This window comes from Pseudomonas sp. HY13-MNA-CIBAN-0226, assembly GCF_040310305.1.
Lineage (GTDB): Bacteria > Pseudomonadota > Gammaproteobacteria > Pseudomonadales > Pseudomonadaceae > Aquipseudomonas > Aquipseudomonas gregormendelii.
Genome location: NZ_JBEOPS010000021.1, coordinates 1 through 20,408, shown reverse-complemented (window position 1 = coordinate 20,408; position 20,408 = coordinate 1). Strand labels below are relative to the sequence as shown.

Genomic DNA, 20,408 nt, shown 5'->3' with positions numbered 1-20,408 from the left:
GGTTAGGCTGCCTGCCGAATCATTCACCTCGGGCGCCACCGTCACCAGTCCTCAGGACGCCACCAGCCGCTAAAGGGAGTGTGGGAAATAGACGCTGAACTCAGTCCCGCCTTCCTCACTGGATTGCACGCCGACGTCGCCCCCATGCGCCTTGGCAATTTCCCGGACGATATACAATCCCAGGCCGACGCTGCGCACTTCACTGTCGCTCTCGGTGCCGCGGGTCATGGGTTCGAACAGGACGTCTATCAGGGAGGGCGGGATGGCGGGGCCCTGGTTGTGCACTGACAGGATGGCAGTATGTTGTTCGATGCGTGAGGTGATGATGACCGGCTGTAGCGAATCGCCATAGGCCACGCTGTTGGCGACCAGGTTGCCGATGATCTGCTGCACTCGGTCAGCGTCGAGCAGGGCGCTGCCGCTGCCGCTTTCCTGGTGGAGGAGGTTCGCGGCCGGAAAGGCCACCCTTAGTTCGTCGACGCTTAGGCGGGTGACGCCGTGCAGGTCCGAAGGGGCGACGGCGATGCTCAGGCCTTGGCCGACCCGGGCGAGGGCGAAGTCCAGCAGGTCGGCGATCATCCGTTGGGCGAGTTCGGAGGATTGGCTGATGTGGCCGAGCAGGGTGGTTTCCCGGGCGGTGCGCTCGCTGCGGGCGAGGATGTCCGAGGCCATTTTGATTGCGGTGAGCGGGTTTTTCAGGTCGTGGCTGACGATGGCGACCATCTGTTCAGCAAATTGGGCGCGTCGCTGGGCCTTTTCGTAGGCGTCGCTGAGTTCGTCCTGTGCTTGCTGTAAAGCCGTTTCGGTGGCGGTCTTTTCTTTCAGCAGGGCCTCGGCGAGCTTGCGGGCGTTGAGCAGTTCGCGCTCGTATTTGTCGCGGTCAGTGGTTCCGAACAATGCAAGTTCGTAGAAGGCGCCGCTGGCGTGCTCGCGCCGGACGCCGTTGAGCAGCATGGTGATGATGTGCCGGTCGCGGTGAACCAGGTCGAGCTTCACTTCCGCGACCGAGCCCTGCATGCGCATCAGCGGTGCCCAGTGGGTCTGGTGAAAGATCCGCCCGCCCATCGTCAGCAGTTCCTGGAAGCGGCGCCCGCACAGCTCCTCCTGGCTGAAACCGATCCAGGTGCAGAAGGTCAGGTTGGCTCGCAGGATGCTGCCATCTTCACGGGTGACCACGAGGGCGCAAGGGGCGCCTTCGAACAGCGAGTGGGCATCCGGCAGGTACGACTCTTCAGTCATCGGTTCCGGCCCAGGGCTGCAGGAAATCGTCCATGGCGATGGAGCAGGCTCCCGGTGCGCTCATGTGCGGGCAGTGGCCGACGTTGTCCACCAGGCAATAGCGGCTGTTGGGGATTACGGCGCGCAGGTATTCGCCCACGGCAACAGGCGCGATCAGGTCGTCGGTGGACTGCAGGATCAAGGTGGGCGTGGTCAGCCCTGCGACGTCCTTGCGGTTGTCGGACATGAAGGTGGTGCGGGCGAACTGCTTGGCGATTTCCGGTTCGGTGCGGCAAAAGCTGTTGGTCAGTTCTTCGCTCAGGTCCGGCTGCCCCGGTGCGCCCATGATGACCGGCGCCATGGTGCTCGACCAGCCAAGGTAGTTGCTGTCGAGGGTGTCGAGCAACGAATGGATGTCTTCGAGCTTGAAGCCGCCCACGTAGTCATCGGAATCGATGTAGCAGGGCGATGAGCCAATCATGACGTGGGCGGCGATTCGATCAGGCAATTGGCGATCAGCGATGACGCCGATCATGGCGCTGACGGAGTGGCCGACCAGGATCACCGGGCCTTGGGCATACTCGTCGATGATTTCGTTGAGGTCATGGGCATAACCCGCCAGCGAGCTGTATTTTTGTGGATCGTAGGCGCTTAGATCCGACCGGCCGGCACCGACCAGGTCAAGCATCACCACACGAAAACGCCCGGTAAAGTGAGGATACAGGTAGTTCCACATGCTCTGGTCGCAGCCGAAGCCGTGGGACAGGATCAATGTCGACGGACCGTCACCCAGCACAGTTACGTTGTTGCGATGCTGAAGGTCCATGCTTGATTCCCGGGCAGGCCAAAGAAAGTAATGGCGCCCCGGGAGTTTAAATAGTCAGGGCCGGCAGGTCACGCTTCGCGAGCGCTGATTACACTTTTGCAACGAGCTCGGGAGGGCGCCCCACCTACTTCCGAGACGTAGCCTTACCCACCGAAGCAACCGTTGCGCCACTGCAGTTAATATAAGGCGATGACTTCAACCAGCGCTGGTCCGGATAATAAGAAAACAACAACTGCCCATTTTTCATCGAGTCAATCAACGGGCGAGCAACGGCAGGCCTCACGGCCGGGCAGCCCAGGCTTCGACCAATCCGGCCGTTGGCGCGTGCCAGTACCGGACTGACATATGGTGCACCGTGAATGACGATTGCCCGGTCAAACGCGTTATCGTTGAAGCCTGGTTCCAGGCCTTGCATGCGCAGGGAATAACCGTTCTGCCCGACGTAACTGGCTTGTGTGCGATACAACCCTAAACTGGTGGCGAAACTCTCGTTCTGGTTGGAAAAGTTGACCGCCATGTTCTCGCCGCTGTTACGGCCATGGGCGACCAGTTCACGAAACAGCAACTTTCTCTTTTTCAGATCGAACACCCACAGGCGTTGTTCGGTCGAAGGCAGGGAGTAATCGATGACTGCCAGGCGTTGGGCTGGAGCTGAACCCTGGGCCTGCGTACATTGTGAAGCGCGTACTGCCAGGTTTATAACGGCGGCGTTGGCATCTGGAGCCGCTTTGACGAGGGCGGCGGCAAGCGAATCGGCGTAGGCTGCCGGTACTGAAAGGGATGTCAGCAGCAGGGCCGAGAGAAGCAGACGAATGCGAGCTGGCGCCATATAGATGTCTCATCGTGATAGGTTCGAGTCTAGCTGTTTGCGGGAAGCTAGCCGTTGAAATCGGGAGATTAAGGATTATCCATGGTGCAATTAACAAGGTTATTCGTCATAAGCCGCGTCTTTTTTATGGTCTTTCTGATCAGCGGTGCTGCGCATGGAGAAAATTCGTCGAACGAGGGGGCAATTGCTCCCATCATCCAAAGGGATGCGGCAGCGGATGACAACGTCGGGCAGGCGATCCAGGCGCACCTTTCGCCCCTGACGACATCTTTTCCTCCTTTACTGACTGCGCCGCGGCATAAGCGGGTCGATGTCAGCCGCATGGTCCTGGATTTCTACTCTCATCGTGGCTATCGCGCGGCGTGGACCAACGAAGGCGATACCGCGCAATTGTTTGCCAGCTTGCGGGCCACTCAGGTCGATGGCTTGAACCCGGCGGATTTTCATATCGACGAGTTGGCCGCGTCGCGGACATTGATGCAGGCTGATTCGGCGACACCTGAACAGCGGGCGGCATTCGATGTTGCGGCCACTCATACTTTTCTCACGGCATTGCTGCAGTTGCGTCGCGGCAAGGTCGATCCTTCCCGATTGGATATCCATTGGAATTTCGACCCTGCGGACGTCGATCCCCGGGAAGACGTGAATAAATTCTTCATCGCCCTGGATGCCCATGACGTGGCCGGCGCCTTTGCCCAGGCGCCACCGCAAGAGGCGGTGTATCGCGGCTTGCGCGAAGGCCTGGCGCAGTTGCGCAAGGTGCACGACGTGGGTGGCTGGCCAAAAGTGGTCGAAGGTCAATCGCTCAAGCCGGGCATGGATGACCCTGCCGTCGCCCAGTTGCGGGCCAGGTTGGTCGCCGGTGGTTTTCTCGAACCGCGCCTGGCCCGTGGAACCAAATATGACGGCGCAGTGATTGCGGCAGTGAAGAAATATCAGGCCGAGCAGTACCTGGGGGCTGATGGTGTGGCCGGGGCGACCACGCTGGCGGCGCTGAATGTGTCGGTCGACGCGCGCATCGATCAGGTCCGGGTGAACATGGAGCGGGCGCGCTGGCTGCTGTACAAGCTGCAAGGCACCTTCGTGATTGTTGATATCGCCGGGTATAAAGTCGCGATGTACCGCGACGGCAAGCCCATCTGGCGCTCGCGGGTGCAGGTGGGCAAGCCGTTCCGTAACACGCCGGTGTTCCAGTCCGAGATCACCTATGTCACGTTCAACCCGACCTGGACGGTGCCCCCCACCATCCTCAAGGAAGACGTGATCCCCAAGATCCAGAGGAATCCCGGGTATCTCGCCGCCAACCACATTCGCGTGATTGATCGCGAGGGTGCGGTGCTGGATCCGTCGAGCGTCGACTGGAGCAACCCGCGTGGCGTCAGCCTGCGCCAGGATGCGGGGCCCGACAGTTCGCTGGGCCAGGTGGTGATTCGTTTTCCCAACGACTATGCGATTTATTTGCACGACACGCCCCATCGCGAGTTGTTCTCCAAATCGATGCGCGCCACCAGTTCCGGCTGCATTCGCGTGGAAAACCCGTTGCAGCTGGTCGAACTGTTGTTCAACGATCCGGTGCGCTGGGACAGTGCCGGCATCCAGAAACAGTTGGCCAAGGGCAAGACCGAAAATATTCGGCTGCCGGTGAAGGTGCCGGTGCTGTTGGCTTACTGGACGGTAGACCTGAGTAATGACGGGCGAGTGACGTTCAAGCCCGATGTGTACGGCTACGATTCGGCTGTCCTGCGGGGGTTGAACCTGCCCTCCAAGTTACCGATTCTGGATTTGCTGCGGGCAGGAGCTCCCGCCGTGGTGCTCAACCCGAAATAAGGGGGCTGAATATGGATGTTGCGCAAAAAGCCACGGAACTGGTCAAGAGTCCGGTCCAGGTGCATGACCTGGATGAGTGTCGCAATATAAGTAACGGGGCGGTGTTTATCATCGCCTCGGGTGCGTCAGCCAAGGACTTTCCTCTCAAGAAGTATGCTGACGTGCCGATGATTACCATGAACGGTGCTATATCGATGTTCATCGGTACGGGCATCAAACCGTACTTTTTCATGTGCTCGGATGACGCGTTCTACAGAGAGCAGCCGCGTCTGTTCGCTGAAGCCATGCGCTTGAGCCAGCGGGTTGCGGTGCCGCAAAGTCACGCGTATTACCAGGCGCTCAACCCCAAGGGGGAGCTGTATCTGTTGACTCGCGCGCCCAGGCTGTCATGGCTGGGGCTGCTGGGCCGGCGTGACAGGGAACTGATCCGAAGCCGCAAGCTGGGGGCAGGGCGTAATCGCAGCCTGGGTTTCAGCAAGAATCTCAAGCGTGGTTTTTTTGATGCGCGCACGGTGGCTTATGTGGCCCTGCAGGTTGCTTATCACCTGGGTTTTTCCAAGGTGTTCCTGGTGGGTGTCGATCTGAATCAATCAGTGAAACGCTTCTACGAGACCCCGGGGGCCTTCGTTTCGCCTTGCACGCTGGATGAGCATTTCCACACCCGGATTCTGCCGTCGTTCAAGATTCTGTCGAAATACGTAATGAATCCGGACTTCCAGGTCTACAACCTGTCCAGCACTTCGAGGATCCCTGCTGAACTGGTGCCCCGTGTGACCTTTGAAGATGTCGACAGAATGATCGGTGCCTGACGCGCCTTTCCCAGGATGAGTTTCCTTGCCAATTCCCATGTATGACCACCAGCCCAGCTCCGGCCGGCCGCTGAAACGAATGCCGCTGCTCAAGGCGGCGGTGCTGTTCATCGTAGCCGTGTGCCTGACCCTTGTGGGTTTGCTGTACCTGCAACTGGACCAGTCACGCCGTTACGATCTGGAACAGGCGCAAGTGGCGTCGCAGAATCTGACCCGTGCCATGGCACAGCAGGCTGAAGATACCTTCATGAAGGCTGACCTGGTGTTGAGCAGCCTGGCCGACTGGATTCAGGCTGACGGCTACGGCGCTGCGCAAGTGCCAAGGCTGCAGAGGACCTTCGCCCGGCGAGTGGCGGCGCTGAATCAGCTGCACGGCATTTTCCTGTTCGACCGCCAGGGGCAATGGGTGGTGACGTCGTTCGAAGACCTGCCCCGTGGCAAGGGCGTGGCGGATCGTGACTACTTCAAGTTTCACCAGCAGAACATTTCTTCGCAGGCGCACATCGGCCCGGCGATTCGCAGTCGCGAGAATGGCGAGTGGATCATTCCGCTGTCCAAGCGGGTAAACGACAAGGATGGCAAGTTCCTGGGCGTGTTGATGGCCGGGATCAAGATGTCGTATTTCGACCAGTTCTTCAAAAGCTTCAGCATCGATGACAACGGCTCGATGTTCCTCGCCATGACCGATGGCACCCTGCTGGCGCGCAGGCCTTTCGTGGAAGCGCAGATTGGCTCGAGCCTGGCCCAGGGGGAAATCTTCCAGAAATGGCTGCCCGGTGCGTCTTCCGGCAATGCCATGGTGAGCTCGATGGTGGACGGCGTGATACGCCTGCACGGTTACCGGCAGCTGGACGCCTATCCGCTGGTGGTGTCCGCGGCTTCTTCGCAAACGGCGATTCTCAAGCGCTGGTCAGACACCGCATTCCAGTCCAGCATGATCGTCGGCCTGGTGGTGCTGGGCGTTTGCCTGTTCGGTTGGGTGTTCATCCATCAGGTGCGCAATGGCGAGCGCATCGAGGCGGATTTGCGCGCGGCCCAGGAAACGCTGGAGCTGATCGCCACCCACGACAGCCTGACGGGGCTGGCCAATAGGAGGTTGTTCGAGCGCGCGCTGGACATCGAGTTCGGGCGTGGGGCCCGGCAAGCCAGTCCGCTCAGCCTGATCATGCTCGACATCGATTTTTTCAAGCGCTACAACGATACCTACGGTCACGTTGTCGGTGACCATTGCCTGGCTGAAGTGGCGGGTGCGGTGAAAGCATGCTGTCAGCGCAAGGCTGATCTTGCGGTGCGTTATGGCGGGGAGGAATTCGCGGTACTGCTGCCTGACACCGATCTGCGCGGGGCTAAGATTATCGCAGAGGAAATTCGCCAAAGAGTCATGGGCAAGAACATCACCCATTCCGAATCGCCCACGGGATACGTCACCGTGAGCCTGGGGTGCTACTCGTTCGTGCCAAACGGGCGCGACAGCATCGAAGTGTTTATCGGGCGCGCGGATGCTGCGCTGTATCAAGCCAAACATTCCGGCCGCAACCGGGTGGCGGTGCTTTCGATGGAAGGCGCCGAAGAGGCGCTGATACGCTCAGATCGTTGATACAGCGATTGTACGGTCAGGGCAACGCAGGCAGTCGAGTTCATCGGCTGCCTTTACGCGTTCAGCTGCCCGTGCCACCGCCCGCACCGCCCGTGCCACCACCTGGAGCCCCGGTGCCGCCGCCTGCACCCGAGCCGCTGGTGCCGCCATTGGTGCCGGTGCCGCCGCCGGTACTGCTGCCGCTACCGCTACCGCTACCGCTACCGCTGCCGCTACCGGTGGATGGGGTCGAGCTACTGTTGCTGCCGCCCGAGGTGCCGGAAGGCATGCCAGGGTTGTTATTGGGGGACATCGTCGAGCCACCGACGGATCCCGATTTGGTCCCGGTAGCGTCAGCTCCATCGCCGGACGCCGCATAGGCACCCAGTGACGCCACGGACATCAACCCGGCCAGAAGCAGTGAGGAGATCTTGAGATTTTTCATGGTACGTCTCCAAAAATGAGTCGTTACCTGATGTTGGGTAGCGAGTGAGGGGGTTGGTGCCGATTGGATGACGAGTGGTCGTGAGGTGAGCGCAACGGACAGGTACAAACCCATTCCGACGCAACCCCGCAAAAAGCCAGCTGTCACAACCTTGGAAACCACGCCGTCCACTTTGCCAGCAGGAGCGCCGGGCCATGAAAAAATTGCGAATCGCCACGTTCAACGTCAATGGCATGCGCGCCCGTTTGCCGAACCTGCTCGCCTGGCTCGAGCGCGAGCAACCGGACGTTGTCTGCCTGCAGGAGCTCAAGTCAGTGGACAGCGCTTTTCCCGCCGCCGCGCTTGAAGCTGCCGGATATGGCGCGATCTGGCAGGGCCAGTCGTCGTGGAACGGGGTAGCGATCCTGGCGCGGGATGCGCAACCGCTGGAAAGCCGGCGCGGGTTGCCAGGCGATGACAGCGACACGCACAGCCGCTACATCGAGGCCGCCGTGCACGGGGTGTTGGTGGGGTGTCTTTACTTGCCTAATGGCAACCCGCAGCCCGGGCCGAAATTTGATTACAAGCTGGCCTGGTTCGAGCGATTGATCGCCTATGCCAAGGACCTTCAGGCCAGCGACCATCCGGTGGTGCTGGCCGGGGATTACAACGTAGTGCCCACCGACATGGATATCTATAACCCGCGCTCCTGGCTCAAGGATGCCTTGCTGCAGCCGGAAAGTCGCGAGTGCTACCAGCGCCTGCTCGACCAGGGCTGGACCGATTCCCTGCGTCACCTCTACCCGGAAGATCGGCTCTATACCTTCTGGGATTACTTTCGCCAGCACTGGCAAAAGAACTCAGGCCTGCGCATCGACCACCTGTTGCTCAACCCGGCGTCGAGTCCTTACCTGGAGGAGGCTGGCGTGGACGCCTGGGTGCGCAATGAACCCCACGCCAGCGACCATGCCCCGACCTGGATTCGCCTGGGCTCACGCAAGCGTCGTTGATTTCAAAAAAGGCTGATTGGGGAAATCAATTGTCGGTCCGGGGCGTTTTTGGCCTATACCTGTGGCCCATCGGCGGAGCGATCCGCAGCACCGGTATAGGATTGAGCAATGAGCGAGACACGCCTGAGCAACCTTGCGCACTACCTGCAACTTCTAGGGTTCGAAGCACCGCCGGCGCCGACACTCGATACCTTGCGTCAGCTGCAACTGCGTCACACCGGCGTGTTCCCGTTCGAAAACCTGGCGACGCTGGCGGGCGAACCGGTGCTGATCGACTTGCCGTCCATCGAGCGAAAACTGCTGCAGGAACAGCGCGGCGGCTATTGCTACGAGCTCAACCACATCTTTTTCGTGTTGCTCCAAGAGCTGGGCTTCGATGTTCAGGGCATTACCGGTCGGGTGGTAATGGGCCAGCCCGAAGGCGCCTGGACCGCCCGCACTCACCGCTTGAGCCTGGTGCACCTGGACGGCGTACGCTACATCACCGACGTTGGCTTCGGCGGCATGGTGCCCACTGCGCCATTGCTACTCGACTCCAGGGCCGAGCAGCCCACCTTCCACGAACCCTACCGGATCGACGAGCATGAGGATGGCTATACCTTGCGCGCCAAGGTCGGGGATGAATGGCGGCCGATGTACATCTTCGACCTGCAGCGCCAGGAGGACGTCGATTACGCCGTCGGCAACTGGTACGTCTCGACTCATCCAGACTCGTCTTTCTCAAGGCAACTGATGGTGGCGCGGACCGGGGATGGCTGGCGGCGCACGCTCAACAACGGCAGTTTTGCCATCCACCGAACTGGCCATGCCAGCGATCGGCATGAAGTGGCTGATGTCGCAGAACTCATCGACTTGCTACAGCTCGAGTTCGGCATTCGGCTGCCAGCGCATGCGGGATTGAGGCAAACCTTGGCCCGCCTGGTGAGCGGCGCTTAGAGGCCGTACTTCCAGCCTCAGTAAGTGACCGAGCTGATCGCCTTCAGCGACCGGCTCAGGTTTTGAGCACTCGCGGGATCTCGCTCAACGCCTGAAAGCTAAAAAACAGCGGGGGGCGAGAGAGCTGTCAGGCGAAAAATAGTGAAGGAATTTTTCTGGTGGAGCCCAGTGCAAACAAGGGTGGGATGGACATGTGTCCATAATCTGACTGGTGAGTTGTATACAACTCTATAGACATTTGTCCTGAGTCTTGCATACAGTGTGCGCATAACAAAAAACCAGGGAACCCCCCAATCATGAAAACGCCCCATGTTTCACACCAACGGCCTGAGGATGAAAACCTTGGGATCGGCGCGAATATGGCTTATGGCCTGCAACACGTTCTGACCATGTACGGCGGCATCGTTGCGGTGCCGTTGATTATCGGACAGGCGGCCGGGCTGTCGCCGGCGGACATCGGTTTGTTGATTGCTGCGTCACTGTTTGCAGGGGGCCTGGCAACGTTGCTGCAGACCCTTGGTTTACCGTTTTTTGGCTGCCAGTTGCCGCTGGTCCAGGGCGTCTCGTTTTCCGGCGTCGCGACCATGGTGGCGATTGTCAGCAGCGGCGGGGAGGGCGGGTTCCAGTCGATCCTGGGGGCGGTAATTGCCGCGTCGTTGATTGGGTTACTGATAACCCCGGTGTTCTCGCGTATCACCAAGTTCTTCCCGCCGCTGGTGACCGGTATCGTGATCACCACCATCGGCCTGACGCTGATGCCGGTGGCCGCGCGCTGGGCCATGGGGGGCAACAGTCACGCGCCTGACTTCGGCAGCATGGCCAACATCGGTTTGGCGGCAGTGACGCTGGTGCTGGTATTGCTGCTGAGCAAGGTCGGCAGCGCGACCATCTCCCGCTTGTCGATCCTGCTGGCCATGGTGATCGGCACGGTCATCGCGGTGTTCCTTGGCATGGCAGACTTTTCGTCCGTGACCCAGGGCCCGATGTTCGGTTTCCCGACACCGTTCCACTTCGGCATGCCGACGTTCCACTTCGCCGCGATCCTGTCGATGTGCATTGTGGTCATGGTGACGCTGGTGGAAACCTCGGCGGACATTCTCGCCGTGGGCGAAATCATCGAGACCAAGGTCGACTCCAAGCGCCTGGGCAACGGTCTGCGCGCGGACATGCTGTCGAGCATGATCGCGCCGATCTTTGGCTCGTTCACCCAAAGCGCATTCGCCCAGAACGTCGGGCTGGTGGCGGTGACCGGAATCAAGAGTCGCTTCGTGGTAGCGACGGGCGGGTTGTTCCTGGTGATCCTCGGCCTGCTGCCGTTCATGGGGCGGGTGATTGCCGCAGTGCCGACCTCTGTGCTCGGCGGTGCCGGTATTGTGCTGTTCGGCACCGTGGCGGCCAGTGGCATTCGGACGCTGTCCAAGGTTGATTACCGCAACAACGTCAACCTGATCATCGTCGCCACCTCGATCGGTTTCGGCATGATCCCCATCGCTGCGCCCAACTTCTATGACCAATTCCCGAGCTGGTTCGCGACCATCTTCCACTCGGGCATCAGCTCGTCGGCGATCATGGCCATCGTGCTGAACCTGGCGTTTAACCACCTGACGGCGGGCAACTCCGACCAGCAGTCGGTGTTCGCTGCGGGTACCGAGCGGGTGTTGCGTTATCAGGACCTGGCCGCATTGCGTGAAGGCGATTACTTCAGCGATGGCAAGCTGCACGATTGCGATGGCAAGGAGATTCCGGTGGTGGAGGTTGACCATGGGCATGGAGAATCGCGACCGGTGCAGGCCAAGACGGGTGAGCATGTCTGAATCATGCAGGAGCTCGCTCCTGCAACAGACTTAAGCCCACAAAAAAGCCCCTGAATCTTTCGATTCAGGGGCTTTTCAGTTCTTGCTGTCTGGCTCCACGACCTGGACTCGAACCAGGGACCCAGTGATTAACAGTCACTTGCTCTACCAACTGAGCTATCGCGGAATGGCGTGTATGTTACTGATTCAAAAAGGGAAGTCAAGCACCTGTGGTTAAAATCGACAATTCGTCGAGACCCGCAGTGGTTTTTCCGACTTTGGCGGTTACCAGAATCCCCTCAGGGGTCTACCATGGCCGCCCGGAAGCGGTTACACGCGCTGCCGGCCATTCGCCGAAAAGGTACGCGCCATGAATCACCCAGTTTTCACCTGTCCAGCCAACGGGGTGTTCGCATGAGCATCGCCCAGATCAGCCTGCCAAAAGGCGTTGGCCCACACGCTGAAAAGCTGTTCGACGCCATCACCCAGGCCAGCACCGCCGAAGAATTGAATCGTGCGGGCGGCAAGGCCGAAGGTTTCGTTCTCGGCCTGGAAAGCACCAAGGCCATCAAGAGCCAGGTCGCCGAATCGCTCTACGTCGCTTATGACGATGCCGCCAGTCAGCGGGCTGGCGAACTGGTTTAACCGCCGAAGGTAAAGGTGCCAAGCATCAGCTTGCCATACACCATCGTCACCGCCAGTTGCACCAGCCACAGGGCCAGGCCGCCGAGAAACACACCGGCGGCCACTTGCAGCACCAGGTTGTTGCCGCGTTTGGCCGCAGGGCGAGGGACGAAATGGTCCAGTTCATCCAGGTCATCGCGCTCGGCGCGCAGGTCATCATTTTTCATCTACGTTCTCGCAGGAATTCAGGCTGTACACAAAACCCGTAGGAGCCGCCTCGTTGCACTCGACAGCTCCTACGGCTAGTTGAGATCTGATGCAGTCTAGAGGTTTCGAGCCGCATTCTTCAGACAAATAAAAAACGGGAAGCCCAAAGGCTTCCCGTTTTTCGTCAACAGGCCGAATCAGATCACCTGAACGATGGCATCCGTTACCGCCTTGATGTTGCTCTGGTTCAGCGCCGCAACGCAGATGCGGCCCGTGTCCAGCGCGTAGATGCCGAACTCGTTGCGCAAGCGGTGAACCTGTTCGGTGGTCAGGCCGGAGTAGGAGAACATGCCACGCTGGCGACCGACGAAGCTGAAGTCACGCTGCGGCGCTTTTTCCGCCAACAGGTCGACCATCTGGGTGCGCATGGCGCGAATGCGCAGGCGCATCTCAGCCAGCTCCTCTTCCCACTGCGCGCGCAGCTCAGGGCTGTTCAGTACAGCAGCGACGATGCTTGCACCGTGGGTCGGCGGGTTGGAGTAGTTGGTGCGGATCACGCGCTTGACCTGCGACAGCACTCGCGCGCTTTCTTCTTTCGACTCGCTGACGATCGACAGGGCGCCAACGCGCTCGCCGTACAGCGAGAACGACTTGGAGAACGAGCTGGAGACGAAGAAGGTCAGGCCCGATTCAGCGAACAGGCGCACGGCCGCCGCGTCTTCGTCGATGCCGTCGCCAAAGCCCTGGTAGGCCATGTCGAGGAACGGCACGTGGCCTTTGGCTTTGACCACGTCGAGCACGTTTTTCCAGTCCGCCGGGCTCAGGTCCACGCCGGTCGGGTTGTGGCAGCAGGCGTGCAGTACGACGATCGAGCCAGACGGCAGGGCGTTGAGGTCTTCCAGCAGGCCGCTGCGGTTAACGTCGTGGGTCGCGGCGTCGTAGTAGCGATAGTTATGTACCGGGAAACCGGCGGTTTCGAACAGCGCGCGGTGGTTTTCCCAGCTTGGGTCACTGATCGCTACGACGGCGTCGGGCAGCAGCTGCTTGAGGAAGTCAGCACCGATTTTCAGTGCACCAGTGCCGCCGACCGCCTGGGTGGTCAGAACACGGCCAGCGGCGATCAGGGGCGAATCGTTGCCAAACAGGAGTTTTTGCACGGCCTGGTCGTAGGCAGCGATGCCGTCGATTGGCAGGTAGCCGCGGGACGCGTGTTGAGCGACGCGAATCGTCTCGGCTTCGACAACGGCGCGCAGGAGTGGAATTCGCCCCTCCTCGTTGCAGTAAACACCGACCCCCAGGTTGACCTTGGTGGTGCGTGTATCGGCGTTGAATGCTTCGTTGAGGCCCAGGATTGGATCGCGTGGTGCCATTTCGACAGCGGAGAACAGGCTCATTTTTGCGGCGGCTCTGAATGGGGAGTGGAGGGACGTGTCGCGCTCCAGCCGAATGCACTAGAGCGGTGCACAAACGGGGAGCTAGTATAGAGGCCATCAACGAGTGAAGGCGACAGACGATTCGGCTTTTCGCGTAAGTTTTTTGCATTATTTTTCGACCGTTAGTCGCACTGCGTCGTCAAAGACCCAGAGTGATGTAGGACGTTTACCTTGAAAGCGCAGGCAATCGGCTCCACATTGAGCACAATCCAGTTTTTTTCCTCGGGCGGCGTCAGTCGTTTGCGGCTTTTCTCGTTCCAGCAGGTTTAACCTGCAGGCGCGATTCCCTGCTTCGAGAACCCAGAGGTATGCATGTCTGAATTCCAGCTAGTCACCCGCTTCGAGCCCGCCGGCGATCAGCCGGAAGCCATCCGCCTGATGGTCGAAGGCATCGAGGCCGGGCTGGCGCACCAGACGTTGCTCGGTGTGACCGGCTCGGGCAAGACCTTCAGCATCGCCAACGTCATTGCCCAGGTTCAGCGCCCAACCCTGGTGCTGGCGCCGAACAAAACCCTGGCCGCGCAGTTGTATGGCGAATTCAAGGCGTTTTTCCCCAACAACGCCGTTGAGTATTTCGTTTCCTACTACGACTACTACCAGCCCGAAGCCTATGTGCCGTCCTCGGATACCTTTATCGAGAAGGACGCCTCGATCAACGACCACATCGAGCAGATGCGACTGTCGGCGACCAAGGCCCTGCTGGAGCGCAAGGACGCGATCATCGTGACTACGGTGTCGTGCATCTACGGCCTGGGCAGCCCGGAAACCTATCTGAAGATGGTGTTGCACGTGGATCGCGGCGACAAGCTGGATCAGCGCGCCTTGCTGCGCCGCCTGGCGGACCTGCAATACACCCGCAACGACATGGATTTCGCCCGGGCGACATTCCGGGTTCGCGGCGACGTGATCGATATCCATCCGGCGGAATCGGACTTTGAAGCGATCCGCATCGAGCTGTTCGATGACGAGGTCGAGCGGATTTCCGCGTTCGATCCGCTGACTGGCGAGGTGACGCGCCAGTTGCCGCGATTCACCTTCTATCCGAAGAGCCACTACGTGACCCCGAGAGAAACCCTGCTCGGCGCCATCGAGGGGATCAAGGTCGAACTGCAGGAGCGCCTGGACTACCTGCGCTCCAACAACAAGCTGGTGGAAGCACAGCGCCTGGAGCAGCGCACGCGTTTCGACCTGGAGATGATTCTCGAGCTGGGCTACTGCAACGGTATCGAAAACTACTCGCGCTACCTGTCCGGGCGCGCTTCCGGCGAGGCGCCGCCGACCTTGTTCGATTACCTGCCGGCCGATGCGTTGCTGGTGATCGACGAATCCCATGTCAGCGTGCCCCAGGTGGGGGCCATGTATAAGGGCGACCGTTCGCGCAAGGAAACCCTGGTGGAGTACGGCTTCCGCCTGCCGTCGGCCCTGGATAACCGGCCGATGCGCTTCGACGAATTCGAACACATCAGCCCGCAAACCATTTTCGTCTCCGCGACGCCTGGCAACTATGAGGCCGAACATGCGGGGCGGGTGGTCGAGCAACTGGTGCGGCCGACCGGCCTGGTGGACCCGCAGATCGAAATCCGCCCGGCGCTGACCCAGGTCGACGATTTGCTGTCGGAAATCTCCAAGCGTGTCGCGCTGGAAGAGCGGGTGCTGGTCACCACTTTGACCAAGCGCATGTCTGAGGATTTGACCGACTACCTGGCCGATCATGGTGTAAGGGTTCGTTACCTGCACTCGGACATCGACACGGTGGAACGCGTGGAAATCATCCGCGACCTGCGGCTGGGGACGTTTGACGTGTTGGTGGGGATCAACTTGCTGCGAGAAGGCCTGGACATGCCGGAGGTCTCCCTGGTGGCGATTCTTGACGCGGACAAGGAAGGCTTCCTGCGTTCCGAGCGGTCGCTGATCCAGACCATCGGCCGGGCGGCGCGTAACCTCAATGGCCGGGCGATCCTGTATGCGGACCGCATCACCGGGTCCATGGAGCGGGCGATCGGCGAGACCGAGCGTCGCCGGGACAAGCAGATTGCCTTCAACCTGGCCAACGGCATCACGCCCAAAGGGGTGTTCAAGGACGTTGCCGACATCATGGAAGGTGCCACTGTGCCGGGTTCGCGCAGCAAGAAGCGCAAGGGCATGGCCAAGGCTGCCGAGGAAAGCGCCAAGTACGAAGCCGAACTGCGCTCACCGGGCGAAGTGGCCAAGCGGATCAAGGCGCTGGAGGAGAAAATGTACGCCTTGGCGCGGGACCTCGAGTTCGAGGCTGCGGCGCAGATGCGCGACGAGATTGGCAAGCTGCGCGAGCGCCTGATCACTGTTTGAGGTGTGCGGTGCCTGACTGGCCTCATCGCGGGCAAGCCCGCTCCCACAGGTTTTGTGTCGATCCACAAATCCTGCGAACGGCTCTAAATCTTGTGGGAGCGGGCTTGCCCGCGATGAGGTCAGTCGCCGCACTACAAAATCAGTGCGCTTCCCCAGCCTTGATCCCCGCCGGCAATGCCTTGGTCAGCAACACCGCAATCATGCTGATCCCCAGCGCAATCCCGACAAAGTGAAACGCATCGTTGTACGCCATGATCGAGGCCTGCTGGTGCGCGATTTCGCTCAGTTTGCCCAAGGCCGCCGTCTCGCTGCCAAACCTATCCGTCATCGACGCCATGCGCTCCGCCACCTGCGGGTTGGTCGGTACGATCGCCTCGCGCAAATAATCGAAGTAGGTCTTGGTTCGCGCATCCAGCAATGTGGCGAGGAGGGCGATGCCAATCGCGCCGCCCAGGTTGCGCAGGATGTTGAACAGGCTCGACGCCGACCCCGCATCCTGGGGCAGGATATAGGCGGTGGCGATCAGTGAAATGGTGACCATGATCAGCGGCTGGCCCAGGGCGCGAATGATCTGGATCTGATTGAACTGCGGCCCGGCAAAATCCGGATTCAACACCCCCGACGAGAAGCTCGCCAGGCCGAACAACCCAAAACCCAGCGTGCACAGCCATTTGGGTGAGATGTACTTCATCAGTTTTGGCACCAGCGGAATCAGAAACAGCTGGGGCACACCCATCCACATGATCACTTCGCCGATCTGCAGGGCGTTGTAGTTCTGGATCTGCGCCAGGTACAACGGCAGCAGGTAAATCGAGCCATACAAGCCCACCCCCATGCCGAGGCTGGAAATGCTCGACAGGCCAAAATTGCGATTGCGCAGGATGCCCAGGTTGATCAGGGGGTTGGGCCTGGATACCTGCACGATCACAAAGGTGATCAGGCTGATCAGCGCGATGCTGCCCAGGGTCACGATCAGGCTCGATTCCAGCCAGTCCTTGCGATGGCCTTCTTCAAGAAAAACCTGCAGGCAACCAAGGCCGACACCCAGGGTGAGAATGCCCATGTAGTCGGTGCTTTTGAGCAGTTCCCAGTGCGCCTCTTTTTTCTCCAGACCGTACATCAGCCCGGCAATCATGATCAGGCCGGGGGGGATGTTGATGTAGAAGATGTATTCCCAGCCCCAGTTTTCCGTCAGCCAGCCGCCCAGTGTCGGGCCAATGGAGGGCGCGAAGGTGGCGGTCATGGCAAACATGGCCATGCCCTTGGCGCGATGGTGTTCGGGGAGCTTGATCAGGGTCAGGGTGAACGCCAGCGGAATCAGTGCACCGCCGGTGAAGCCCTGCAAGGCGCGGAACACGATCATGCTTTCCAGGCTCCAGGCCATGGAGCAAAGCAGCGAAGCCACCAGGAAGCCCAGCGAGACCCATACCGCCAGGCGACGTGCTGACAGCAACTGCACCAACCACGCCGTCAGCGGGATCATGATGATTTCCGCGACCAGGTAGGAAGTGGAAATCCACGAGCCTTCCTCCAGGGTCGCCGAGAGCGCGCCCTGGATGTCTTTGAGTGAAGAGTTGGTGATCTGGATATCGAGCACGGCCATGAAGGCGCCGAGCATCACGCTCATGACCGCAATCCAGTCCCGCCGCGTCGGCTCGCCGACCGGGCGGATCAGTTGGTCACCGGCCATCGTCAGGGGCGTCTTTGATGTTCACTTTGGCGGTGACCGACATCCCCGGACGAATCTTGCCGTGCAGCGGGTTATCCGCGGCGAAGGTCAGTTTGACCGGGATCCGTTGTACGACTTTGGTGAAGTTGCCGGTGGCATTGTCCGGTGGCAGCAGGCTGAATTGCGCCCCGGAAGCGGCAAACAGACTGTCGACCCGCGCTTCAATCGGCGTATCGCTGTAGGCGTCGAAGGTCAGCTCGGCTTTCTGCCCTGGCTGCATGTGGCCGATCTGGGTTTCCTTGAAGTTGGCCTGGATCCAGATGTCCTGGTCCGGCACGATCGACAGCAGGTACGCGCCGGCCTGCACGTATTGGCCGTTGCGCGCGGCGCGCTGGCCGATCAGGCCGCTGATGGGCGCGTGGATCTCGCTGCGGGTCAGGTTCAGCTCGGCCTGGGCCAGATCGGTCCGGGCATTGGCGATCATCGCATCCAGGCGCTTGATTTCGGCGCTCAGGGAGTTCACCTGCTGGCGCTGGCTCTGGGCATCCGCCTGGGCTTTGGTCACTTGGGAGCGGGCAATATGGTTGTCGGCGGAGAGGGTGGTCACCCGTTCTTCTGATACGTAGCCGGGTTTGCGCAAGGTTTCGGCGCGGGACAAATCGATTTGCGAACGACTGAGGCTGGCCTGGCTGGAGGCCACCTGCGCCTCGCTGGCCGCAATCAGGCTGGCCTGTTGCGTGAGTTTGCTCTGGGCTTGCAGGCGCTCGGCCTGGCGGGTCTCGAGGGCGGCGTTGGCGCGGTCGACGGCCAGGTGGAAATCATCACCTTCGAGTTTGACCAGCAACTGGCCTTTTTCAACGTGCTGGTTGTCCTGCACCAAAACCTGATCGATGCGAGCGCCGAGCTGGCTCGACACGCGGGTGATCTCGCCCTGCACATAGGCGTTGTCGGTGCTTTCGTAAAAGCGCCCTTTGAAAAACCAGTGAGCAAAGAATCCCCCGGCGATGAGCAGGACGAGCAACAGGAAAATAAACAGGCGACGCTTGAGTTGGGCAGGCATGGGCAGACTGTAGTCGAGAAATTGTAAGGAAAGGTATCAGCAGCCCAATCTGGCATACAGCCGATAAACGGTAAATGCCGACCGTTGATATTCGGCCATTCACCGGCTGCGAAGCGCGTTGCAGACGCAAACTTGGCTTAAATGCCCTGCTCACTGGAGCCGGGCCGGTGTCGCCTGTTACCATTCGCCCTTTGTTTTATCTTCATTTCGAGACTTGCCATGACCACCGTCCGCACTCGCATCGCGCCATCGCCTACCGGGGATCCCCACGTAGGTACCGCTTACATCGCATTGTTTAACTACTGCTTTGCCAAGCAGCACGGCGGTGAGTTCATCCTGCGGATCGAAGACACCGACCAATTGCGTTCGACCCGCGAGTCCGAACAGCAGATTTTCGACGCCCTGCGCTGGTTGGGTATCGACTGGAGCGAAGGCCCGGACGTGGGCGGCCCGCACGGTCCTTATCGCCAGAGTGAACGTGGCGATATCTACCAGAAGTACTGCCAGCAGTTGGTGGAAATGGGCCACGCCTTCCCGTGCTTCTGCACCGCCGAAGAGCTGGACCAGATGCGCGCCGAACAACAGGCCCGGGGCGAAACCCCGCGCTACGATGGGCGTGCGCTGCTGCTGCCTGCGGAAGAAGTGGCCCGTCGTCTGGCCGCTGGCGAGCCGCACGTTATCCGCATGAAGGTGCCAAGCGAAGGCGTCTGCGTGGTGCCGGACATGCTGCGTGGCGACGTCGAGATCCCGTGGGATCGCATGGACATGCAAGTGCTGATGAAGACCGACGGCCTGCCGACCTACTTCCTGGCCAACGTGGTCGACGATCACCTGATGGGCATCACCCACGTGCTGCGCGGCGAAGAATGGCTGCCATCGGCGCCCAAGCTGATCCTGCTCTACGAGTACTTCGGCTGGGAACAACCGGAGCTGTGCTACATGCCGCTGCTGCGTAACCCGGACAAGAGCAAACTGTCCAAGCGCAAGAACCCGACCTCGGTGACGTTCTACGAGCGCATGGGCTTCATGCCTGAGGCGATGCTCAACTACCTGGGGCGCATGGGCTGGTCGATGCCGGATGAGCGCGAGAAGTTCTCGCTGCAAGAAATGGTCGACAACTTCGACCTCAAGCGCGTCTCCCTGGGCGGGCCGATCTTCGACATCGAGAAGCTCTCCTGGCTCAACGGCCAGTGGCTGCGTGACCTGCCGGTGGACGAGTTCGCCTCGCGCCTGCAGACCTGGGCGTTGAACCCTGAATACATGATGAAAATCGCGCCGCACGTGCAGGGCCGCGTTGAAACCTTTAGCCAGGTCGCTCCGCTGGCCGGGTTCTTCTTCGCCGGCGGGGTCAACCCGGACGCGAAGCTGTTCGAGTCTAAGAAGCTGTCGGGCGATCAGGTGCGTCAGTTGATGCAGTTGATTTTGTGGAAGCTCGAAAGCCTGCGTCAGTGGGAGAAGGACAGCATTACCGCGACGATCCAGGCGGTGGTCGAATCCCTGGAGTTGAAACTGCGTGACGCCATGCCGCTGATGTTCGCCGCGATCACCGGGCAAGCAAGCTCGGTCTCGGTGCTCGACGCCATGGAGATTCTCGGGCCGGACCTGACCCGTTTCCGTCTGCGCCAGGCCATCGATTTGCTCGGTGGCGTGTCGAAGAAGGAAAACAAGGAATGGGAAAAGCTCCTGGCCAATATCGCCTGATTACGGGCAGCGACTAAAAAGATCGCAGGCTTCGCCAGCTCCTACAGTTGAAATGCAATCCTGAGCTGACCCCCAAAAGTTGGACACATATCCTGACTTTTGGGGTTTTTCCATGGGCAAGTATTCCGTGCAGTTCAA

17 protein-coding genes and 1 tRNA gene are annotated in these 20,408 nt (G+C 60.3%); 9 read left to right on the top strand and 9 right to left on the bottom strand.

Features of this window, described 5'->3' with window-relative positions; all coding sequences use genetic code 11:
* Positions 1–69 precede the first annotated feature (69 nt).
* The 3 genes from AAEZ05_RS21730 to AAEZ05_RS21720 form a co-directional block, all read right to left on the bottom strand.
* On the bottom strand, positions 70–1,239 hold the full coding sequence (locus AAEZ05_RS21730) for a PAS domain-containing sensor histidine kinase (protein ID WP_350648793.1): 1,170 nt from the start codon (positions 1,237–1,239) through the stop codon (positions 70–72).
* A complete protein-coding gene (locus AAEZ05_RS21725; RefSeq protein ID WP_350648791.1) occupies positions 1,232–2,044 on the bottom strand; it encodes an alpha/beta fold hydrolase in 813 nt (270 codons plus the stop codon). The genes AAEZ05_RS21730 and AAEZ05_RS21725 overlap by 8 nt, the downstream gene beginning before the upstream one ends.
* Positions 2,045–2,168: 124 nt before the next feature.
* Positions 2,169–2,873, bottom strand: coding sequence for a murein L,D-transpeptidase catalytic domain family protein (locus AAEZ05_RS21720; protein ID WP_045057773.1), 705 nt, complete (start codon positions 2,871–2,873; stop codon positions 2,169–2,171).
* A gap of 81 nt (positions 2,874–2,954) precedes the next feature.
* Between AAEZ05_RS21720 and AAEZ05_RS21715 the strand changes: the two genes are divergently transcribed.
* The 3 genes from AAEZ05_RS21715 to AAEZ05_RS21705 are packed head-to-tail and all read left to right on the top strand — an operon-like array spanning position 2,955 to position 7,106.
* Positions 2,955–4,700 carry a L,D-transpeptidase family protein gene (locus AAEZ05_RS21715; RefSeq protein ID WP_350648789.1) on the top strand — a complete coding sequence of 582 codons (1,746 nt, stop codon included), beginning with the start codon at positions 2,955–2,957 and terminating at the stop codon, positions 4,698–4,700.
* An 11-nt stretch (positions 4,701–4,711) separates the two neighbouring features.
* Complete coding sequence (locus AAEZ05_RS21710; protein WP_350648787.1) at positions 4,712–5,509, top strand: WaaZ-like lipopolysaccharide core biosynthesis protein; 798 nt, start codon at positions 4,712–4,714, stop codon at positions 5,507–5,509.
* Between the two features lie 25 nt (positions 5,510–5,534).
* A complete protein-coding gene (locus tag AAEZ05_RS21705) occupies positions 5,535–7,106 on the top strand; it encodes a sensor domain-containing diguanylate cyclase (RefSeq protein ID WP_502947786.1) in 1,572 nt (523 codons plus the stop codon).
* A 61-nt stretch (positions 7,107–7,167) separates the two neighbouring features.
* On the opposite strand, the gene AAEZ05_RS21700 is transcribed toward AAEZ05_RS21705, so the two are convergent.
* A complete protein-coding gene (locus AAEZ05_RS21700) occupies positions 7,168–7,530 on the bottom strand; it encodes a hypothetical protein (RefSeq protein ID WP_350648785.1) in 363 nt (120 codons plus the stop codon).
* Positions 7,531–7,724: 194 nt separating this feature from the next.
* On the opposite strand from AAEZ05_RS21700, the gene AAEZ05_RS21695 reads away from it, so the two are divergent.
* From AAEZ05_RS21695 to AAEZ05_RS21685, 3 genes are all read left to right on the top strand, one after another.
* On the top strand, positions 7,725–8,519 hold the full coding sequence (locus AAEZ05_RS21695; RefSeq protein ID WP_045057778.1) for an exodeoxyribonuclease III: 795 nt from the start codon (positions 7,725–7,727) through the stop codon (positions 8,517–8,519).
* 108 nt (positions 8,520–8,627) lie between these two features.
* A complete protein-coding gene (locus tag AAEZ05_RS21690; RefSeq protein ID WP_045057779.1) occupies positions 8,628–9,455 on the top strand; it encodes an arylamine N-acetyltransferase family protein in 828 nt (275 codons plus the stop codon).
* Between the two features lie 296 nt (positions 9,456–9,751).
* A complete protein-coding gene (locus AAEZ05_RS21685) occupies positions 9,752–11,269 on the top strand; it encodes a nucleobase:cation symporter-2 family protein (protein WP_045057780.1) in 1,518 nt (505 codons plus the stop codon).
* Positions 11,270–11,359: 90 nt separating this feature from the next.
* Here the strand turns inward: AAEZ05_RS21685 and AAEZ05_RS21680 are convergent.
* A tRNA-Asn gene (locus tag AAEZ05_RS21680) sits at positions 11,360–11,435 on the bottom strand.
* Between the two features lie 227 nt (positions 11,436–11,662).
* Between AAEZ05_RS21680 and AAEZ05_RS21675 the strand changes: the two genes are divergently transcribed.
* Complete coding sequence (locus AAEZ05_RS21675) at positions 11,663–11,893, top strand: hypothetical protein (RefSeq protein WP_045057788.1); 231 nt, start codon at positions 11,663–11,665, stop codon at positions 11,891–11,893.
* Here the strand turns inward: AAEZ05_RS21675 and AAEZ05_RS21670 are convergent.
* Together AAEZ05_RS21670 and AAEZ05_RS21665 are read right to left on the bottom strand one after the other, a co-directional pair.
* Positions 11,890–12,099 carry a hypothetical protein gene (locus AAEZ05_RS21670; protein ID WP_045057781.1) on the bottom strand — a complete coding sequence of 70 codons (210 nt, stop codon included), beginning with the start codon at positions 12,097–12,099 and terminating at the stop codon, positions 11,890–11,892. The two genes, AAEZ05_RS21675 and AAEZ05_RS21670, sit on opposite strands and share 4 nt — an antisense overlap.
* Positions 12,100–12,276: 177 nt before the next feature.
* Entirely contained in the window at positions 12,277–13,473 is a 1,197-nt protein-coding gene (locus tag AAEZ05_RS21665; RefSeq protein ID WP_045057782.1) for an amino acid aminotransferase, read from the bottom strand.
* 351 nt (positions 13,474–13,824) lie between these two features.
* On the opposite strand from AAEZ05_RS21665, the gene uvrB reads away from it, so the two are divergent.
* Positions 13,825–15,840 carry an excinuclease ABC subunit UvrB gene (gene uvrB / locus AAEZ05_RS21660; RefSeq protein ID WP_045057783.1) on the top strand — a complete coding sequence of 672 codons (2,016 nt, stop codon included), beginning with the start codon at positions 13,825–13,827 and terminating at the stop codon, positions 15,838–15,840.
* Positions 15,841–15,979: 139 nt separating this feature from the next.
* Here uvrB and AAEZ05_RS21655 read toward each other — a convergent pair whose 3' ends face one another.
* Together AAEZ05_RS21655 and AAEZ05_RS21650 are read right to left on the bottom strand one after the other, a co-directional pair.
* Positions 15,980–17,530, bottom strand: coding sequence for an MDR family MFS transporter (locus AAEZ05_RS21655; RefSeq protein WP_350598139.1), 1,551 nt, complete (start codon positions 17,528–17,530; stop codon positions 15,980–15,982).
* Positions 17,520–18,569 carry an HlyD family secretion protein gene (locus AAEZ05_RS21650; protein WP_350648781.1) on the bottom strand — a complete coding sequence of 350 codons (1,050 nt, stop codon included), beginning with the start codon at positions 18,567–18,569 and terminating at the stop codon, positions 17,520–17,522. The genes AAEZ05_RS21655 and AAEZ05_RS21650 overlap by 11 nt, the downstream gene beginning before the upstream one ends.
* Positions 18,570–18,788: 219 nt before the next feature.
* On the opposite strand from AAEZ05_RS21650, the gene gltX reads away from it, so the two are divergent.
* On the top strand, positions 18,789–20,270 hold the full coding sequence (gene gltX, locus AAEZ05_RS21645) for a glutamate--tRNA ligase (protein ID WP_045057786.1): 1,482 nt from the start codon (positions 18,789–18,791) through the stop codon (positions 20,268–20,270).
* Positions 20,271–20,408 lie beyond the last annotated feature (138 nt).

What these genes read in the sequence shown, in the direction of transcription:
- AAEZ05_RS21725 (WP_350648791.1), bottom strand. Translation starts at nt 2,044, where the DNA reads ATGGACCTTCAGCATCGCAACAACGTAACTGTGCTGGGTGACGGTCCG.
- AAEZ05_RS21690 (WP_045057779.1), top strand. Translation starts at nt 8,628, where the DNA reads ATGAGCGAGACACGCCTGAGCAACCTTGCGCACTACCTGCAACTTCTA.
- AAEZ05_RS21720 (WP_045057773.1), bottom strand. Translation starts at nt 2,873, where the DNA reads ATGGCGCCAGCTCGCATTCGTCTGCTTCTCTCGGCCCTGCTGCTGACA.
- AAEZ05_RS21685 (WP_045057780.1), top strand. Translation starts at nt 9,752, where the DNA reads ATGAAAACGCCCCATGTTTCACACCAACGGCCTGAGGATGAAAACCTT.
- AAEZ05_RS21695 (WP_045057778.1), top strand. Translation starts at nt 7,725, where the DNA reads ATGAAAAAATTGCGAATCGCCACGTTCAACGTCAATGGCATGCGCGCC.
- AAEZ05_RS21665 (WP_045057782.1), bottom strand. Translation starts at nt 13,473, where the DNA reads ATGAGCCTGTTCTCCGCTGTCGAAATGGCACCACGCGATCCAATCCTG.
- AAEZ05_RS21655 (WP_350598139.1), bottom strand. Translation starts at nt 17,530, where the DNA reads ATGGCCGGTGACCAACTGATCCGCCCGGTCGGCGAGCCGACGCGGCGG.
- uvrB (WP_045057783.1), top strand. Translation starts at nt 13,825, where the DNA reads ATGTCTGAATTCCAGCTAGTCACCCGCTTCGAGCCCGCCGGCGATCAG.
- AAEZ05_RS21650 (WP_350648781.1), bottom strand. Translation starts at nt 18,569, where the DNA reads ATGCCTGCCCAACTCAAGCGTCGCCTGTTTATTTTCCTGTTGCTCGTC.
- AAEZ05_RS21715 (WP_350648789.1), top strand. Translation starts at nt 2,955, where the DNA reads ATGGTGCAATTAACAAGGTTATTCGTCATAAGCCGCGTCTTTTTTATG.
- AAEZ05_RS21710 (WP_350648787.1), top strand. Translation starts at nt 4,712, where the DNA reads ATGGATGTTGCGCAAAAAGCCACGGAACTGGTCAAGAGTCCGGTCCAG.
- AAEZ05_RS21675 (WP_045057788.1), top strand. Translation starts at nt 11,663, where the DNA reads ATGAGCATCGCCCAGATCAGCCTGCCAAAAGGCGTTGGCCCACACGCT.
- gltX (WP_045057786.1), top strand. Translation starts at nt 18,789, where the DNA reads ATGACCACCGTCCGCACTCGCATCGCGCCATCGCCTACCGGGGATCCC.
- AAEZ05_RS21670 (WP_045057781.1), bottom strand. Translation starts at nt 12,099, where the DNA reads ATGAAAAATGATGACCTGCGCGCCGAGCGCGATGACCTGGATGAACTG.
- AAEZ05_RS21730 (WP_350648793.1), bottom strand. Translation starts at nt 1,239, where the DNA reads ATGACTGAAGAGTCGTACCTGCCGGATGCCCACTCGCTGTTCGAAGGC.
- AAEZ05_RS21700 (WP_350648785.1), bottom strand. Translation starts at nt 7,530, where the DNA reads ATGAAAAATCTCAAGATCTCCTCACTGCTTCTGGCCGGGTTGATGTCC.